The sequence below is a fragment of the Caenimonas terrae genome, from assembly GCF_042655405.1.
Lineage (GTDB): Bacteria > Pseudomonadota > Gammaproteobacteria > Burkholderiales > Burkholderiaceae_C > Ramlibacter > Ramlibacter terrae_A.
On sequence record NZ_JBHSMF010000006.1, the window covers coordinates 937,993 to 953,078 of the forward strand.

Sequence of the window (15,086 nt, forward strand, 5' to 3'; positions counted from 1 at the left end):
TTAGATCTCGATCTTGTCGGCTGCGATGAAGTGCGCGTCGATGTCCGCCGCCGTCCAGTGCAAGACGTTGGTGGCGATCTGCAGCATCAGGGCGTTGTTGCGCTGCACGGTCTTGCTGCGCTGCCAGATCGCTTGCGCCTCGGCGCCGGCCGCAGCCACCGCGTCCTTCACTTCCTGGTCGATGCCGATCCGAATGAAGTACACCTCGGCTTTCACCATGTCGATCGCCTGAGGCACCACGCTGGGCGGCGGCGGCGCGGGCGGAGGCGGCTCCGCAAGCGTCACGAGCGCCTGCGAGGCTGCCGCGACGGACTGGCGGAACGTATCGCCCTCAGGGGTGTCGGCGCTGTCGAGGCCGGCCATCCAGTCCTGCAGCAGCGCCCAGGTGCCGTCTGCCGTCAGCGTCGACGTCCCGCAGAAGACCGAGATCGCCTGCAGGCGTGAGCACGTGACGCCGGGCGCCTTGACGTAGCTGTAGGTCGTGACTTTGCTCATAGCTTTTCCTTGATCTGGAACGGAACGGAGCGGCGCAGCGGGAACGGGTAGTCCAGCGCGCCGAGTTGCTCGAGGTAGCCGAGAAAGCCGTACCGCTGGCTGTAGGCGGCGTCCGCTGCGTCCGGGACGTAGACGACCTCGTCGACCGTCCCGATCTCGTCGTGCATCTCGTGGATCCGGTCGGCCTCGGCCTGCGTCACGTACTGCAGCTGGAACTGCTCGCTGCGCGGGCGGCGGCGCGGCGTCGCATAACGCACGCCGCTGATCGACGTCGTCACGGAGCTCAGATCCGCGCGCCCGGACTGCAGGCCATAGGAGGCGGTCTTCGCTGGCTGGAAGCCTCCTGCAGCCACGAGGCGACCGGCCTGCACGTAGCCCGCCGCGTTCGCCGTATCGCTGATCTCAAGGGACAGGAAGCGGGCGCTGATCGCCGCGCCGCCGAGGGTCGTATGCACCATGTACTCGAGGCCCCAGGCCGCGGGCGCGTCGCCCTGGAACGCCAGCTGCAGCGCGTTGATCCAGCCGCTGTTGTAGCCGATGGAATCGAGCCCGCCTGTGGTGATGGCCTGCATCTCGATATCGGCCAGCCTGTCGGACGTCGATCCGGGAAAGAAGCCGATCCGCTTGACATGCCCGTTCAAAAACTCCCCGTTGTTTCCGTCGTGCCCGATCGTCAGCTTGTTCAGGCCGACCGGGCTGGCCGTCGCTCCGGACTGGACTGCTCTGCCGCTGGTGGAAATGGCGCCCGTAGAGCCGTCCCAGCGGATCGCCGTCCTGCATGGCGAGTTCGGCACGAGGTAGATCGCCGTCGCAGCGTTCAGCGCCGTGCTCGCTGCGTCGACGTAGATTGCCAGGCGGTTGTCGGACGTCAGTAGGTAGGGCGCTATCCGGTTATTGAACGTGGTATCGCTCAACTCGACGGGGATCGAGGCCACCGGCCGCGAGGTGCTCGAGGCGGTGAAGTCCGCATAGAGGGTGCCCGTCGTCGACGTAAACCAGCTCGTGAAGTTGGAGCCGGACATCGCGTTGTTGTCGGCGCCCCGCGTGACCGGCGTGCTGGCGGTCGGGATGTAGCTCGTGGCGAACGACGCCTTCTCCATCTGGCAGGCGGTCGCCAGCACGCTATCGCCGATCGTCGTGCTGGTGGACGTACCGGGATAGATAAACAGGCCCGCGTTGCCTCCCGCGGCTTGCGGCGGCTTGGTGATGCGAAGAACGGTCGGCACCGTCGGGGACAGGCCGGTCACGGTGATCAGAGCGTTGAGCACATTCGAGAGCGTCCCGGGCCCTTCGAGAACCTCGGCGTCGTTGGCGCCGATGACGCCAAACCCGACGCCGCCACCGGCAGAGTCGTAAATCCCGACCTGAACCTGCGAGGACGTACCTGCCAGCAGCGCGATCGTCGCCGTGATGTAGTCCGACGTCGTCGTCGTCGTGGCGTTGTCCTGCGCGCGAGATTCCGACCCACCGCTGGTCGTTTTCGCGAGCGTGTAGAACGGAGCGAAGCCGCGAAAGAGAGTGGGCGACAGCGTCGCGGTCACGTTGCCGGACCACGGCGAGAGCGCCAGATTCTGCGAATACTGCAGCAGGTTCGTCCGCGCCTCCTCCACCAGCAGGCCGCGGCAACCGTCGGGCGAGGTGCGGGCCGTGCTGAACGTCTGGATGTAATCGGTCGCGACGGCGCCCTCCTCGAGCTGCGCGCCCCAGAGGTGGATGACGTTGCCCGCGGCGGGACCTCCGAACAGGCCCGCGCCGAGATACCCGGTGTTAGCGAGAGCGCCCGCCGGGACAGAAAAGGAAATTCGCTGCCAGGCCGTCGTCAGGGTGTTCGGCGATCCGTTCGCAGTATGGGCGTTGAAGTCGCTAATGCAGATCGACAGCGAGAGCGTCCCCGACGGCACCTTCGCCCATACTGAGTAGGTGTACGCCTTGCTCGCGTCGCCCTTCGTCAGCGAGGGGAGATACGCGAAGGTCGTGCCGGACGACGGCCAGGTATAGGCGTCCGCTGTGGGCGTGCCGTCCGGCGCGACGACGGAGTTCGCGGATACGCTGCTGCCCGTCTCGCCGCTGCGATCCCAGCGGTCGAACTCCTGGGAGAACGGCAGCCGGTTGGTGCGGATCGCGCCGAAGTCCTGATAGGCGCTGGCCGGCGCCGCGACGGTCGGAATATAGGCGGTGGTGTTCGGCCCGGCCTGAAGCTGAGCGCCCCAGACGTAGATGCTGCCCGTCCCGTTGCCGGTATACGAGGCGCTGCTATTGGAGTCCAGCAGATAGACCATGACCAGGCAGTTGCCGGCCGCATTACCCTTGTATCCATGAACGCTAACGCGCCACCAGCCGTTGCCGGCGCTGACAGACTCGAACGACACGCCAGCCCATGATCCCGCCGCGGAGGCCGAGAGAGCGACGGTGCCAGTCACCAGGTTCATCGTGGCGCCCATCACACCAGTCGCGTTATCCGACACGACAAAGTCGGCGCTGCTCCGCGTCCCCGCCTTGAGGTAAATGCTGGACGAGTAGACGCCGAGGCCGGCCGTGCTGTTCGGCCCGCTGACGTAGATCCGGTGGGCGCCGTTCGTGGTGTCCTCGGTGACGCAGAAGGCCGTGTTGGTGCCGTCCGGCGCGGTATAGCCGCCTGCAGCTGCTACATGGTCTTGGTTCCACGCAGAGAAGTTTTGCGATGGGTAGACGAGATTCGTCACCCGATTGCGCGGGTCGTAGTCGATGCGCGGATCCGTGACGGTGGCGGCTGCCGTGGTCGTTGCGATGTAGTCGGTCAGGACCGGGCCGATCTCGAGCTGTGCGCCCCACAGATAGAGCGCTGGGCTGGCAGTGCTTCCGGAGTAGACCAGCGAGCCGTTAGCGTCCAGCGGGTACAGCCGGAACGAGCCGGCCGTCGCCGCGCAGAGCGCCGTCAGGCTGACGCGATACCAGCCGCGCCCCACCGCGGCGATGCTGCTGTCGTTGGGCCCGGCCGTCGCGAGAGTCGCGGAGACGGCCGCCAGGTCGAACTTGAACTGAACGTCCGTCGTGCCGTCGTAGAACTGCAGCAGGAACTTGTCGCGCAGGCCGGCCTTGACGTAGATGCTCTGCGTGTAGGTCGTGCCAACGACCGTCGTGATGCTCTGCGAGAGCATGTGGGAGACGGCGCCCGCCGCCTCGACCAGCGCGTCGGCCGTGACCGGGCCACCATACGGATCGAATGGGCCCGCGATCGCGTTGGCCGTGATGGTGGCGCTTGTTTTAGTCCAGCTCGCGTTTTCGAACTCCTGCGAGCGCGGCGCCAGGTTCGAGCGCGTGCTCGCCTGCATCAGCCCGCGACTGTTGATCCTCGTCCCGTTGGCGCCGCCTGAGAACGTGATCCGCTCGTCGACGGTGTCGGAGTCGAACAGGATGTCGAGCGAGGCCCGGCCGCAGCGCCAGCGGACCTGCGCCGCCGTGCTCAGGTTGTGCGCGTGCAGGCTCATCGCGCGCAGCGGGTAGCGCGCCTTCAGGTCGCAGCGCAGGCGCGTGCTAGTGAGGCGGCAGTCGTTGGTGCGGGCGACGCGCGCCAGGCGCTTGTCCTGCAAATTGGTGACCGGGTTCCACCACGAGCCGCCGGACAGGGAGCCGCCGTCGGCTCTGTTGGAGTAGGCCAGCAGAAGTGAGCTCATATGGTCAGCCCCAGAGGGTGAGTTCGACGGTGTCGTCGTCGTAGCTTTCCAGCAGCGTCACGACGAGAAAGAGGCGCCCGGCGTCCAGGCCGAAGCGCGGGTAACTGAGGTTCACGCGGCTGCCGACCTGCACCGGATAGAACAAGGTCCCCGCGGTGTCCGGGACCTGGCGCGCGAGCTCGCCGGGGATCGTCACGACGATCATGTCGCGGCGGACCTTGTGCAGCGCGAGCAGCCGATTGCACTCCGCCTGGGCCTCGGTCTGGTTCGTGATGCTCGTCGTGACGTTCAGCTCCGGCGCGGCCGGCCACTGCGTCAGGATCGAGCTGTCGGAGGCAGTGACCGTGCGGTACTCCTTCGACGCGTACTCCAGATCAGTCAACGCAATGCCGACGAGATCCGTCTCGGTCATCACGGTGTAGTTGCGGTCGTACTGCAGATTCACACGCCAGACAGGCAGGCCGCGCTCCAAGCCCGGCGGCGTGACGCGCCTCGGCACGCTCAGGCAGTCGGCCTCGGTGACGTAGAGGATCTGTCGGTCAGGCGTGTAGGGCAGGCTCGCGGGGTCGCAGAGCTGGCCGAGCATGAAGCCGATCCCGCCGTCGCTCTCCAACACAAACTGGTTCTGCATGTAGCGGAAGTAGCCGTTGACGCTGTTGGCGACATCGGCCAGGGCGTTGAAGACCGTGATCTCTGAGTCGAGATAGACGGCGACCGCCGGCGTCGCGGCGCATAGGCTCTGAAACGGCGCGTTGGATGTGAACACCGGGTTCTGCAGCGCCGCGAGCTGCCGCATGACGGAGTGGATCTCCAGCCCCGTCGTCGACCCCGTCAGCCCGTTCCCGGTCGTGCAGGGATTCGTGACGTCGCAAGTAACGCGGCCCGTCGAAGTTGACCCAAGGCGGAAGCAGCCGCCAGCCGGCCAGACCCTGTACTGCCCTGTGGCCGGCGCGTTCGTTTCCATGTCCGACTGTTTGCTGTAGACAGCCCCGGCGGTCAGGAGGTTGCGCTTGTCCATGACGGAGATCGAGTAGCCGGAGACCAGGCCGCGCACGCCGTCGACCTGATAGATCAGCTTCGACGTGTTGACGAGGATCGGGCTGATGTTCTTCGCCGGGCCGCCGAAGACGGCCGGCTTGGGCTTGCCCAGCAGCTGCGCCGACCCCTCGATGCCGTTCGGCAGTACGTTGTTGCCTGCGTACTTCGTCACCAGCGCCGCGACGTCGAACTGATGCACCGCGTCGCGGATCGCAAACGTGAACGTGTTGAAGTCGTATGTCGCCTGCTCCGACTTTCCGAAGAAGGAATACTTCAGGCTGCTCGGCGACGGATAGGCGACCAGCGTCGCCGGGTCCATTCGCGCCACCGTGAAGGTCATCCCGTCATAGGCCAGACCGCACAGGCCGTCGAAGTCGCTGTTCGTGTTGTCGATCTCGGCCACGCCCGACTCGATCGCCTCCGGGCCGCGCAGCGCCTGGTTGTCATACATCATGCGGCGGATCAGCCCAGGCTTCGTCAGGCCACCGGGATAGAAGATCGACGACCCGCCGCCCTGCGAGAAGGGCTCGGTCGCGACGAGCGTCGTCGTCGAGGCTCCGCTCGCGTCAAGGCCGGTGAACTGGGCGACCAGAATCGGCCTGGTCATCGCGTCACCGCCCGCACGCTCTGCAGCTGCGCGGTGTCGGCCACCTTCGTCGCTGCCGCTGCCGCCTGGGCGCCGTTTGCCAGATCCTGCCGCGAGTACTCCGCGATGACTTCCGTCTGCCGCTGGCAGATGGCCTTGAGGGCCCGCAGTTCCTCGACCACCGCGGCGCTGTTGGCGGTGATGTCGCGGTTCTGTGTGTTGGTCAGGATCCGCTCGCCCTGGTGGATCTGCGCCACCATGTCGCGCGGCACGAAGGGCGTTCCCACCGCGAAGCTGGGCAGGCCTTTGCTGGTGGCCCAGGCGTTGCTGGAACCGGCCGCGAAGCCGCCCAGCGTGTCCACGTCCGACAGGCTGATGCCCAGGCGCTTGGCGCCGTCATAAATGCCCTGGTAGTCGCCGGCGTCGAACAGCTGCCTGATGTAGGTGGTGACGCTGCTGGCGGTGCCGACGTAGCTGCCGTCCTTGGCGTAGATCGCGTTGGTGTTGCCGCTGAAGGTGGCGAATGCGCCGGCGGCCGAGGTGTACGAGGTGACGCCGCCGCCCACCGTGTTGACCACGCCGGTGGTGCCGCCAGTGACTGCGGCCAGCGCCGCCGGGTTGACCGTGGCACCGACGAAGCCGCCGCCCTTGATCTGGGCGATCAGCGCGCTGGTCATCGAGGACAGGAGCGAGGCAGCGCTGGCGGTATTGGCCTTGATGCCCTGCAGCACGTCCAGCTGGCTCTGCGCCGTGGTGAGCTGGATCCGCGCGATCTGCGCCGCCGTCAGGGCTGCGCCTTCGCTGGCCTGCACCGTCCCCTTGACCGCGGCCAGGTCGGAGAAGTACGCCATGCTGCTGGCGTTGTAGCTCTGGCTGGCCTGCAGGAAGGCTTGGCCGGCGTTCTGCAGGCCGGCCATGCGCTCGTCGCTGCCCACCGGCAGCGACGACAGGCGATTGAATTCGGCCTTGGTGGCGTTGTATTGCGCCTCGGGCGAGAGCGCGGCCAGCGGCCCGGTGGTCAGGGCCAGGCGGAACTGCTTGAGCGCGTCGGCGTAGCCCTGCTGGGTGCTGACGGTCGACTGCAGCTGGCTCACAGTGGCCTGCAGGGCGCTGGCATAGGCCGACATGGCGCTGTTGACCGCCGTGTCCAGCGCCTGGTTGGCGGCCACGGTGGCGGCGCGCAGCGCGTCCTGTGCCTTGGCCTGGGCCTCGGCTGCCGCAGTGGCCTGCTGCGCCGCCGCGGTGGCGTCCTGCTCGGCCCGGATCGCGTCCTGGCGGGCGTAGACCTGCTCCAGCAGCGCCGCGTTCAAGGGGTCGACGGCGGCGCGCTCGGCCGCACGGGTCTTGTTCAGCTTTTCCAGGTCGGTGGCGGTGAGCTGGAACAGCGTGTCTTCCAGCTGCGCTTGCTGCGTCTTGGCGGCCGTGACGCGGTTGATGGCGGTTTGGATCGTTCCGGCGTCCGCGTTGTCGGCCACCTGGTTGAGAATCGCCTTGTACTGGCTGGCCAGGTCGGAATTCTTCAGGGCGTTGAGCAGCAGCTGGCTGGTGGCGTCGGTGACGGCGGTCTGGAACTCGGCGTCGGAGCGGCCGACGTTCTCGATGCCGCCCATCAGCGCGCCGCGGTTGTAGCCGGCGCTGGAGGTGACCTGCAGCTGGGTCTGGCTGGTGCCGTTGGGGTCCTTGGCAAAGAAGACACCGACGTCGAGCGCCTTCTTGGCCAGGCCCATGGTGTTGGCCAGCGAGGCGTAAGCGGCGCTGATGCCGTCCGCATAGCTCATGGCGCTGGCGACGTCTCCGCGCTGGCTGCCCTGCAGGTTGCCCCCGATGTCGCGGCCCTGGATGTCGAGGCCGGCCGGCGCGTAGCCGCCCTCGGTTTTCGGGCCGTGGCCGCCGCTGCCGAAGATCGAGTAGGCTGCGATCGCGGCCAGGGCGACCCAGCCGACCGGGCCGATCGCGGCAAGGCCGGCGCTGACCGCCTCGCCCATGCCTGCGACGATACCGCCGGCCGACCCCACCGAGCCGACCCCGAAGGCGTCGACGCCGACGCTGGCGGCCGAGCCCGCAGTGAAGCCGGTACTGATTGCGGAGCCGATCCCGCCGAGCGAGCTGCCGGCGCTGACCAGGTTGCCAAGCCCGCCGATGTTGCTGCCTGCTGCAGCCATCCCACCGCCTCCACCAACCACTGACTGGGAGATATTCGCGCCGATATTCAGCACCCAGCGTTTGGCGACCAGCGCGTAGAGCTCGTCGAGCAGGAAGGTCTTGAGGGACTGCCCGATCTTCTTGAACGTGTCGGTGCCGCCGGCCGTGAGCGTGTCCCACAGCTGCTTGCCTTCGCTTTCGACCTGGTTCAGGAGCGCCAGCTGCTCCTTGAGGCCTTCGCGCTCCGCAAACTGCGCTTTTGCCGTCGCGGCGTTGGCATCGAGCTGGGCGCGGGCCTTGACCCGGGCTTCCTCATTCAGCAGCAGGTTCTTGTCCACCTCCAGCTTCTGCTTCTGCAGCTCGGTGTCGATCCGCAGGTTCTCCATCGCGGTGACGCGCTCGCGATCGGTGGCGCCGAGCATCTTGCCTTCGAGGTCAAGCTGCGCGGCGTTGTCCTGAAGCGCCTTGGTCTGGTCCAAGAGCGACTGATTGAGGGCATCGCGCGCGTCCTTCCGCGCCTTGTCGTCAGCCGCGAGTTCAGCGTTCTCCTGAAACACCTGGCGCGCGATGTCACCGGCGTTCTTGAGGTCCTGCTTGTACATCTGCAGGGCCAGGGCGTCCACGTTGGACTGCTTGAGCTTCTGCTCGAGGTATGCCTTCTCGGTGTCTGTCAGCGACTTCTTGGCGTTGTCGATGTCCGCCAGGATCTTGACCTCGAACTTTTCTTGTTCGGTCAGCTCGCGACCCATCGCGAGCTCCTTTTCCTGCTGCGCGATTCGCTCGTTGACCTGCTTGACGAGCTTCTCGTATTCGGAATTGGCCTTGCCGTCCCCGTTGAGCTTCAGCCTCTCCTGCTCCAGCTGCCAATCGTCCTTGGCGATTGGCCCGAGAGCGCGTGGATCTGCGGCGGTGCCGCGTCCTGCGCCGGCGCGGCTGTTGGTCAATCCCAGCAGCGAGTTGCTCAGCTTGTCGACTTCGACGCGCGCGGCGGCGGCGTCGGTCTTCATTTCCTGGCTGATGGAATTGAACGCCTTCCAGTTGCCCGTGATCAGCGCGGCGGCGGCGTTTCCAGGGTTGAGCACCATGCTCAGCGCCCTGATCGAGCCAGTTATGGAGGAGAAGTCGAGCCGCAGCAGAGCCTGCAGCTGCGCGACCATTCCTCCGATCTCGATCCCCGTCTCCTTGAAGATGTAGACCAGATTCACGCCGAGCACGGCAACGGTCTGGAGCGCATCCTTGACGCCACCGGCCAGGAGGTCGCCGAGGGCGCTGGTATTCCCCCGCAGCTCGATCACCGTCTGCAGGATGTCGTTCAGCGTCGGCAGCAGAGCCATCGCCAGCGTGCGTTTCCACGCGTTGGACTGCGCATCGAGCCGGATAAGCGCCACCTCGAACTCGTGGGCCTGGACGGCCTGTTCGGCAGTGACCTTGGCATGTAGCTCGCCGGTGGCCGCCAGGTCCTTCAGGAAGGGCAGCAGCTCGGCGCCGGCCTTGCCGAACAGCATCATGGCCGCAGCGGACTTCTGGCCGCCATCCTCGAACTTGGCCATGGCATCGGCCACGGCCCTCATGCGCTGGTCGGGCGCCATCTTCTGGAAGCCATCGAAGCTCAGCCCGAGCGCCTTGAGCGCTGCCGCGGCGCCCTTGCTTTCCTCCGTCGACGTCGCCAGCGACTTGCTCAGCTTGTTGCTGGCCGTGGCGATCTGGTCGGCACCGGTGCTTGTGGCTTTACCGACAACCGCCAGCCCCGACAGCGACTCGACGGCGATGCCGGCCTGCTTGGACAGTTTGTCCAGTTCGGCGGCGCCTTGGATGACGCCCTTGACCGACATGGCGGTAGAGATCACGCCCAATGCCGCACCGAGGCCGACCAGACTGCTCTGCAGCCCGGCCACCGTTCCCCGCATGGTCCCTAGGGAGGCCTTGACCGAATCGAACGACGCCTTGGTGTTGTCGATCGCGGAGAGGACAATGCTGGCTTCGCTCACGCGTCACCTCCGGTCGCGCATCTCGCGGTAGGCTGCGAGAGCGCCGGCCTCGAGCGCTCGGATCTCGTGGTAGGTCTCGGCGGACTCGTTGCCGGCCATGCGCAGATGCGCGATGACTGCTGCATAGTCAAGGCCGGTGGCGCCGTCCATGCCAACACGCCATTGCGTGCCGAGCTCAAGGAAGAAGTTGAAGGCGGCAAGATGCTCGGGCCACAGGTAGAACGGCTCCAGCGTTTCCGAGACAGGCGCCTCGAGGTACAGCCCGAAAGCAGCGAGTGCCTCGTCGACGTGCGCATTGGTGCGGTCCTGTTGGTCTGGGGTTGCGAGTTCGCCGAGCGCCCAGAGACGCGCGGCCTCCCTCAGTTTTTTTCCTTGGCCACCACTTCCTTGACGTATGCGTTCAGGAACACTGCCGGCGCGCCGGCAATCGTGAGCATGTCGGCGAACGCTTCCTGGCTGAACTCGCTGGGTGTGCCGTCCTCTTCCACGACCAGCTTCTGACCGCCCCATCCCTTGGTGATGCCAGCTAGGAATTCGTTGACGGGTGAATCGCTGGCCATCTGCTTGCGTAGCTCCTCACCGCCGAGTCGGTCCTGCACCAGGTGGAACTTGTGGGTTTCGGACTTGCCGCCCTTGCCCGCCAGCACGAGCGTCACCGGCACCTGCACCGTGTCGCTCACCATCAGTTTTCTTGCCATGTCTTTCTCCTCTTGTGGTTGGGGGAAGCCGGCACGCCGCCGGCGAGGCGCGCTCGGCTTAGAACAGCACCAGGCGCAGTTCGTCGTTGCCGGCCGAGGGCGTGACGCGGCCCTCGAACTGCACCATCCGCTTGCCGTTCTGGTCCTGCTTCTGCGGATTGATCCGCTGCACGAAGGGCAGCCACATCAGCACCTTGTTGCCGCCGGTGGTGCCGTGGATCAGGCCGACCGTGGTCAGCGTGGCCGCCTCGACCGCGGCCATGAAGGTGTTTTCCTGGGCCGCGGTGAGATCGAGCTGGAAGCTGCAGGACGCCTGGCGGTCGGTGATCTCGACCGACTCGCCGCCCAGCAGCGGGTCGTAGTCGACCTTGTTGTTGACCATCACGTCCATGCCCAGGCTGGGGTACGGCGTGCCGCCGGTGATGGCCGGCGCGATCGCCGTCGCGTGCGTGCCGCCGAAGGTGAGGTCGTTGGTGTTGGCCTCGTTGATCACCTGGGGGGTCTTGAAGGCCGTGAGCGTCGGGGCGGCATTGGCGGCGGCAGTGGGCGTGCTGTACAGGCCCTTGAACTTGTAAGACATCATCGGCCGGCCGCCGGCGCTCATCTTGAAGCTCACATCGCCACGCGCGCCGGTCAGCTTGTGCAGCAGGCCGTCGTCGTACCAGTAGATCGTGGCGCTGTTGAACGCGGTGGAGATCGGCGTGTAATCGGCGCGGATCGACGCGGTGAGCGTCTCGGCGAAGCCGCAGGCCTTGAGCAGGGGCGCATAGGCAGGCGCGGTTCCGGCGGTGCCGCTGCCGGCCAGCTCGACGTCGAAGCCGCATTCGACGAAGCGGTTGCCCACCAGCTGCTCGGCGCCGCCCATGAAGCCGCGAATGAGGTCGCGCGGCACGTTGTTGGCGTTCAGCGGATTGATGTTCAGGTTCGACACCAGCATGGCGTCCGTCCCGCCGACCGGCACCGGGTCCAGGCCGTAGGTGACCTCGGTCTTGACGAGGATGACTGTGTTGCGGATCAAACGGCTCATGGCTTACTCCTGGGAGTTGTCGGTGTTGGGGGTGGCGGCGACCGGGACCGGCGCCTGGCCGGCCTCGATCTGCGCCTGTGCCTGCGCCGCACGGCCGCCGATCTGGCTGGTCTGCGAACCGCTGATCTGGGTGAGCGTGCCGTCGGCCTCGCGGCGATAGCTGCCGCCGGCTTGCGGCTCCTGCAATTGGGTCTGGGCGTTGTCGTTCATGGCGGCTTTCACGAAATGACGTTGTTGAAGGTGCGGTGCACCACCTGGAAGTCCCAGGTGATCTGCGCCAGGTTGCCGTCGGCCTCGTCCTGATCCCAGGTGAGCTGCCCCGGCTCGATTGCGTCGCATAGGCCGGCGAGCGTCTGGTCCGCCAGGACGCGGCCCACGCAATCGACGGCGATGGCGTCTGCCAGGTCCTCCGCAGAGGAGCCGCCGCTGATATAGCGTGCAGAGACAACCAGGCGCATGTCCGTGGTCCAGTCGATCGGCGCGTTGGCGTAGACCGGTCCGCGGTTGGGCACCGACTGGACACGGTGCGCGTTGACCTGCGAGTCGACACCCTGGGGCAACGCGTAGTTGCGATTCGGATAAACGCGTCCCGCGGCGACCGGCGTCCCGCCCACCAGCAGGTTCACGATCGCGTTGCGGATGGCGATATGGGCGGCCATTTACGCCGCCTCCAGGATCAACAGGGTGAGGCCGGTGCCGTCCGGGTGGAAGCTCTTGACCTTGAGCGGGACGCCGTTGATGGAGACGGCGGTGCCGAAGCCGATGCTGTTGGCGGCCACGTCCGCGTCATAGGCGTGGACCATGGGCGACGATGCGTCGATCTGGATCTGGCCGCTCATGCCCTCAACGAACGCGCGGTCGAAGATGACCGTGATGCTCTTGCCGTTGGCGAGCACGCCCTGGGCGTTGGTCAGCCGCTCCATGACGGAGCTGTTGACACGTGTTTCCAGGGCGGAGCTCACTGCGCGGCTTCACGGTTGATCAGGTCGCGACCGGCAGGGCCGATTCGAGCAGCATTGCCACCGTGGCGTCAGCGGCCAGCGCGGCGACAACGCAGATGCCGACTTGCTGCTGTGCGGCAACGGTCTTGTTGACGCACTTGTTGACCGGGTCCCAGAACAGGCGGTCGCCGACGCTGATGGCCAGGGCGGCGGTCTTGGCGATGCTGACGACGCCTTCGCACTGGAAGGCGCTTTTCGTGCCAGCCACCGCGTCGACCACGGCCACGCCGAACAGCGCCGCGCCGAACAGGAAGCCGGTACCGGTGGCGACCTTCGCACCCGGATCGAGATCCAGGGTGTCGCCGAGTTGGATGAAAGTTTTCATGAGCTGCTCCGTGGTTGATGGGTGGCTTTTTGAAAGGGCCGGAGACCAGCCGCTTCAAAAAGCCGGCGCCGTGGCGCCGACTTCTCCGTCCCGCTCGGGTGTTACGCGCCCGGGTTCTTGTAGAGGCCGCGGTAGTCGATCGCCTTGGCGGCGAAGTCGAGGCGGCACTTGTAGTTGATGCCGTCGACTTCGAAGCCCGGCTCGGACTCCACCACCGGGCCGGCAGCGCCTTCGAGGTAGCAGTACTCCACCGTGTCGACCTGGTCGGTGCCGGCGGCGAGGTACCAGGACAGCGCGCTGCTGGCGTCCAGCACGGCCTCGACGATCGGCTCCAGCGCGGTGCGGCCGCCGGCGCGGAACTCGTTGACCTGGCTCGGCTGCGTGGGCACGTAGTTGGCGCTGGTGTACTGGTAGGCCAGGGCCTCCTGCGCGGCCGGCACGATCAGGTACCGCGGCGCGATGTTCAGCTCGTTGCCCTGCAGGCCCTTCTGGACGCGCATCGCAGCGCGGCCTGCGCCCAGCGGGGTGACGTTGATCGCGGCGCCGGCGCCGGCCAGGTTGTTGTGGGTGGCATGGAACAGCGCCACACCATCGCCCAGGGCGGTATTGGCCGTCAGGATGCTGTACACCGTGCGGTTTTCCAGGCGGGCGGCGCTGCTGCCGAAGCCGCCGACCAGGCGGTCGAAGCCGCGCAGGTCGTCGTTGATCAGCGCCTGGCGCGTCAGGCTGACGATGCGGCCGAAGGTGAGCAGCGAATAGACTTCCTTGCCGTCGCTCATCGCGCCGTACTTGAACTCGCCGTGCTCGTTGACCTGCAGCAGGTCGGGCGTGCCGGCCAGGTTGACCACGGTCATCTGCTTGAAGTCCGGCGCGTCCGGCGCCCGGCGCGACCAGCGCTGGTAGCTGGGCACGTTCTCTTCGTAGGCCATGCGCAGGCGCTTGTTGGCGACGTTGGCCAGCAGGCTGGAGAAGTCGCTGGTGGACATCGAGGCGCCGGCCCGGAAGGTCAGGATCTGCGTGGCCAGCTGCATGCGCGACATGCCGCGCGTGTTGACGTTGCACCGCTCCAGGTGCTCGCGGCCCATCTCCATCAGCGTCATGCCGCGGAAGCGCTGGCCGTTTTCGGTGAGGGTGGCGCCGGCGTGCACGCGGTGCATGAATGCTTCTTCCAGGCCGGCCAGGCGGGTCTGAGTTTCGTCGCTGACGGTGCGGATGGTGACGTTGCGCTGGCCGCCGGCGGCCGCATCGCGGGTGGCGATGTCATCGAGGATGGCAGTGCGCACTGCGTCGACGGTGGTGCCGTCGGCGATGTACCGCTGCACCTGGTCGGCAGGAACCGCGTGACGCGCGCACAGCGCGGTGATGTCGGTAGAGCGCTGGCGCTCTGCCGTCTGGGCGGCGGTGGCAGCGGCGGTGGCGGCTGCGGCGCGGGTTGCCGCTTCCTGGTCGCGCTGGGCTTGCAGTTCAGCTTCGGTCATGGTGGGTTCTTTCGAAGAATGGGCGGCAGCCCGGGTCGTGAATTCGCACGGGACGCCGTGCTTGGGTTGGGAACGGGTGGATGCGTTGGCGTCGGCCGGAACCGGCACGAAGCTGATTTCCTGCGGCGTCCAGGCGACGGCGCGATACAGCGGCATGTTCACGCCGTCGGTGCGGTCGATCGCCCGGGTGATTTCGTACTTCTGCACCGAGTAGCCGAAGCTGATGGCGCGGATGATGCCGTCGCGGATGTCGCCGACGATGCCGGCGTTGTCGGGATTGCCTGACAGGCGCAGCGTGGCGATGCCCTGGCCGTTCTCGATGGAGCCACGGGTGGCGACGCCGAGGATGGCGCCGACGCCGCCGTACATGTTGTGGCCATCGAGCACCTGCACGGTGCCGGCCTCGAAGCGGCTCATGTCGACCGCGTCGGGCTCGACGGCGAGCTCTTCCTCGTAGGGCGTGTCGTTGTACCAGTCGTAGGCGCGGCGGCGCGAGCCGGTGGTCCACACCACGTCGACCGTGCGCTCGGCTTCGTTGAAGCTGGCCGGTACGATCTGCGCCTCGCGCAGCTGGATCGGCATGTCGGCCTGAGCGCGATCAGCAGCTTGCTTTTTGTCGGCGGGCTTGTTCATGGGGATGGACTTTGAACAGTCG

Annotated in this window: 12 protein-coding genes; all 12 read right to left on the reverse strand. The window is 66.8% G+C overall.

Annotated features, from left to right (window positions below):
• The 12 genes from ACFPOE_RS11335 to ACFPOE_RS11390 all read right to left on the reverse strand — a co-directional run bounded on the left by ACFPOE_RS11335 (position 1) and on the right by ACFPOE_RS11390 (position 15,064).
• Positions 1-495, reverse strand: a complete 495-nt coding sequence (locus ACFPOE_RS11335) for a hypothetical protein (RefSeq protein ID WP_376850190.1) — start codon at positions 493-495, stop codon at positions 1-3.
• Positions 492-4,148, reverse strand: coding sequence for a phage head spike fiber domain-containing protein (locus ACFPOE_RS11340; RefSeq protein ID WP_376850191.1), 3,657 nt, complete (start codon positions 4,146-4,148; stop codon positions 492-494). The genes ACFPOE_RS11335 and ACFPOE_RS11340 overlap by 4 nt, the downstream gene beginning before the upstream one ends.
• A gap of 4 nt (positions 4,149-4,152) precedes the next feature.
• On the reverse strand, positions 4,153-5,793 hold the full coding sequence (locus tag ACFPOE_RS11345) for a hypothetical protein (RefSeq protein ID WP_376850192.1): 1,641 nt from the start codon (positions 5,791-5,793) through the stop codon (positions 4,153-4,155).
• A complete protein-coding gene (locus tag ACFPOE_RS11350; RefSeq protein ID WP_376850193.1) occupies positions 5,790-9,902 on the reverse strand; it encodes a coiled-coil domain-containing protein in 4,113 nt (1,370 codons plus the stop codon). The genes ACFPOE_RS11345 and ACFPOE_RS11350 overlap by 4 nt, the downstream gene beginning before the upstream one ends.
• Before the next feature lie 3 nt (positions 9,903-9,905).
• Positions 9,906-10,298 carry a DUF1799 domain-containing protein gene (locus ACFPOE_RS11355; RefSeq protein ID WP_376850645.1) on the reverse strand — a complete coding sequence of 131 codons (393 nt, stop codon included), beginning with the start codon at positions 10,296-10,298 and terminating at the stop codon, positions 9,906-9,908.
• Entirely contained in the window at positions 10,262-10,600 is a 339-nt protein-coding gene (locus ACFPOE_RS11360) for a hypothetical protein (RefSeq protein ID WP_376850194.1), read from the reverse strand. Before ACFPOE_RS11360 ends, ACFPOE_RS11355 begins: the two co-directional genes overlap by 37 nt.
• A 58-nt stretch (positions 10,601-10,658) precedes the next feature.
• Positions 10,659-11,627 (reverse strand): phage tail tube protein, encoded by a 969-nt coding sequence (locus ACFPOE_RS11365; RefSeq protein WP_376850195.1) that lies wholly within the window; start codon positions 11,625-11,627, stop codon positions 10,659-10,661.
• Between the two features lie 3 nt (positions 11,628-11,630).
• Complete coding sequence (locus ACFPOE_RS11370) at positions 11,631-11,837, reverse strand: hypothetical protein (protein ID WP_376850196.1); 207 nt, start codon at positions 11,835-11,837, stop codon at positions 11,631-11,633.
• An 8-nt stretch (positions 11,838-11,845) separates the two neighbouring features.
• Positions 11,846-12,286 (reverse strand): hypothetical protein, encoded by a 441-nt coding sequence (locus tag ACFPOE_RS11375; protein ID WP_376850197.1) that lies wholly within the window; start codon positions 12,284-12,286, stop codon positions 11,846-11,848.
• Positions 12,287-12,589, reverse strand: a complete 303-nt coding sequence (locus ACFPOE_RS11380; protein ID WP_376850198.1) for a head-tail joining protein — start codon at positions 12,587-12,589, stop codon at positions 12,287-12,289.
• Positions 12,590-12,608: 19 nt separating this feature from the next.
• Positions 12,609-12,953, reverse strand: coding sequence for a capsid cement protein (locus tag ACFPOE_RS11385; protein WP_376850199.1), 345 nt, complete (start codon positions 12,951-12,953; stop codon positions 12,609-12,611).
• A gap of 101 nt (positions 12,954-13,054) precedes the next feature.
• A complete protein-coding gene (locus ACFPOE_RS11390) occupies positions 13,055-15,064 on the reverse strand; it encodes a prohead protease/major capsid protein fusion protein (protein ID WP_376850200.1) in 2,010 nt (669 codons plus the stop codon).
• Positions 15,065-15,086 lie beyond the last annotated feature (22 nt).